Origin of the sequence: uncultured Kiloniella sp. (assembly GCF_937128705.1) — a bacterium.
GTDB lineage: Bacteria > Pseudomonadota > Alphaproteobacteria > Kiloniellales > Kiloniellaceae > Kiloniella.
Genome location: NZ_CAKZMP010000254.1, coordinates 1 through 2,558, shown reverse-complemented (window position 1 = coordinate 2,558; position 2,558 = coordinate 1). Strand labels below are relative to the sequence as shown.

Below are 2,558 nucleotides of genomic sequence, written 5' to 3'. Positions count from 1 at the left end.
CGGAGAACGCGGAGTCGGGTTGTTCCCAGACGAGCGTGCCATCTTTTTTGATGCGCGTGGTGACGCCGAGGATGTTGGTTTGGCTGAGCTGTACGTTTCCGCGCAAGAGGAGGTCTTGTTCGGGGCCAAAGGTCCACGAGACGGGTTGTAGGGCGCGGTTTTCCCAGTTGTATGTGGAGACTGTGGAGGTTTCGGCGGAGGTGTCGACTTGGTAGATGAAGGTTTCGACCTTGCTATCCGTATAGGAGATTTAGAAAGCTCCGGGCTTATTGCAAAGAAGCTGGCGCCTTCTCCGATGATACTTTGTGCCTCTCCTGACTATTTGAAACAAAAGGGGACACCTGTTCATCCTAATGATTTAAAAGGGTTAGACTGTATTATTGATACAAATTTTCGTCCGGGAAAAAGTTGGCCCTTTATTGTTAATCGACAACGTACCAGCATAACAGTGAATGGGGCGCTGGCGGTGAATTCAGCCCGTTCAGCAAGAGAATTTGCCCTTAATGGTAATGGGATCGCATTCTGTCCGGGCTTTATCGTGATGCCTGATATCAAGGCTGGCCGATTGATACCGCTACTGAACGAGTACAATGCCTTCGATTTGAATATAAATGCTATATATAACGGTACCAGAAACCTTGCACCCAAGGTAAGGGTCTTTATTGATTTCTTAGCAAAGACCTTTTCAGCAGAAAGTGATCTCTGCCTTTTTGATGATTGATCCGGAGTTAATAATTTAACTTTAGCCTTGGCACTGCTTTTGAGCTTTGGAAAAATCACTGACAGCGTGCTTTCTGGCTGTAAATCACGGCAATCATGATAATGATGCCACCAATAATAGCCTGTAAAGTCGGGATTTCGGAAAGAATAAACCAGGCAAGCAAGGGGGCAATAGGCGTTTCCAGAGAACTGACAAGTGCGGCTTGACCCGATGGAATTAGCTTGGCGCCCTCGGTTAAGGAAATAGCCGCAATTGCAAAGATTAACCCAAAAACGGCAAGCAAAAGCAGTTCTGAAAAATCAATGTGCTGGGGGGACCCAAAATAAAAGCATACGGGAATTAACAATAACGACGACAAGGCTGTTGGTCCGGCGGATGGCGTATCGGGATAGCGGCGATAAATCACCATAATCAGAGCAAGTGAGCAGGTCATGACAAGGGCAAGCAGGTCACCTTCTAAATTTATTTGTCCTAGCGACCCGCTGACCACAATCAGAACCCCGGTAATAGCACCCAAGCACCCCCACGCAACAGGCTTGGTAATTCTTTCTTTGAGCCATATCCACGCAATGATAGCTGCGAGTAAAGGGGCGGCGGCATAGATCAGGGAAACATTGGCGACAGAAGTTAGCTTGAATGCGGATAGAAAAGCTGCTGTTCCCAGTGCACCGATTATGGCGACCGAAAGCCCGCTTCGGCCCATTCGCAGGAAGCTGCGGGTAAAGCTTTTTTGATAGCCGATCCAGAGAAAGAGAAAAAGAGCTGCGAAAATACCGCGCCACGCGATGATAGACCACGTTTCTGCCTGAATACTTTTGGTGAAAATACCAGCCAAACTGAAAAGGGTAGCGGATAAAACAACAAGAAGAATGCCCCTTTTAATACGAGCGGTATTTTCCTGATCTACTGCGCCGCTGTTGTCTGCTTTTCCGGTGTATTGATTGGCAATGGTCCGGGGCTTTGAAGTCGTTGCTTCTGACGTGTTTTGAGTTGTCATAGGTGGGGGCTTTTCTACGCGATGGTTGTTTAATGTAAACACCATATCACTTGCTTTGTCGATATGTTTTGGATAAAACCGAAATATGGATGTGGAACCTTCTATGGCCTCTATCGGGGCGTTGATCGGATCGCCAGCACGATCGGCAATGTTGGCGCTGCTTTTTGACGGGCGCGCCTTGACAGCGACAGAGTTATCGCAAGCTGCGGGTGTTTCTGCTGCAACGGCAAGTGAACATCTGTCCAAGCTTGTTTCTGGTGGCTTACTGCTTTGTGAAAAACACGGACGCCATCGGTATTATAAACTGGCTGGGGACGAAGTTGCCGAAGCGTTGGAACCGCTGATACATCTGGTTCGTCATAAGCCCGTACCCATCCGGCAAGTATCAGTAGAACAGAAACAGGCCAGATGCGCACGGCTGTGTTATGACCATATAGCGGGTGAATTAGGCGTTTCAATAACGACAGCGTTGGTTGATCTGGGGTATCTGATCGAAGATGACCGCCACTATGATGTGACGAAAAAGGGTGAAAACTTCTTTGATCAACTGGGCATTGATCTAGAGGACTTACGGAAAACACGCCGCCAATTTGCGCCGCAATGTCTGGATTGGAGTGAGCGAAAGCCCCATGTGGCCGGGGCATTGGGGGCTGCGATATCGGAACTGGCTTTTAGGTCGAAGTGGATAGAGCGAACCAAACATCGCAGAATTATCAAGCTAACGGCTTTAGGTCGTCAACAGTTTGAGCATAAGCTTGGGGTGAAACTATGACCGTGACAAACCCTGATGTCATTATTGTCGGGGCCGGAATAGCAGGGGTGACGGCCGCCAGAACGCTG

The 2,558-nt window shown here is 48.6% G+C and carries 3 protein-coding genes; 2 read left to right on the top strand and 1 reads right to left on the bottom strand.

Annotated features, from left to right (window positions below; genetic code table 11):
* Positions 1–208 precede the first annotated feature (208 nt).
* Complete coding sequence (locus Q0241_RS13125; RefSeq protein ID WP_299378187.1) at positions 209–721, top strand: substrate binding domain-containing protein; 513 nt, start codon at positions 209–211, stop codon at positions 719–721.
* Positions 722–776: 55 nt separating this feature from the next.
* On the opposite strand, the gene Q0241_RS13120 is transcribed toward Q0241_RS13125, so the two are convergent.
* A complete protein-coding gene (locus Q0241_RS13120) occupies positions 777–1,718 on the bottom strand; it encodes a DMT family transporter (RefSeq protein WP_299378184.1) in 942 nt (313 codons plus the stop codon).
* 85 nt (positions 1,719–1,803) lie between these two features.
* On the opposite strand from Q0241_RS13120, the gene Q0241_RS13115 reads away from it, so the two are divergent.
* Entirely contained in the window at positions 1,804–2,490 is a 687-nt protein-coding gene (locus Q0241_RS13115) for a winged helix-turn-helix domain-containing protein (RefSeq protein ID WP_299378181.1), read from the top strand.
* Positions 2,491–2,558 lie beyond the last annotated feature (68 nt).

Excerpts from the sequence above, each read along its gene's own strand:
- Q0241_RS13120 (WP_299378184.1), bottom strand. The coding sequence starts at position 1,718 with ATGACAACTCAAAACACGTCAGAAGCAACGACTTCAAAGCCCCGGACC.
- Q0241_RS13115 (WP_299378181.1), top strand. The coding sequence starts at position 1,804 with ATGGATGTGGAACCTTCTATGGCCTCTATCGGGGCGTTGATCGGATCG.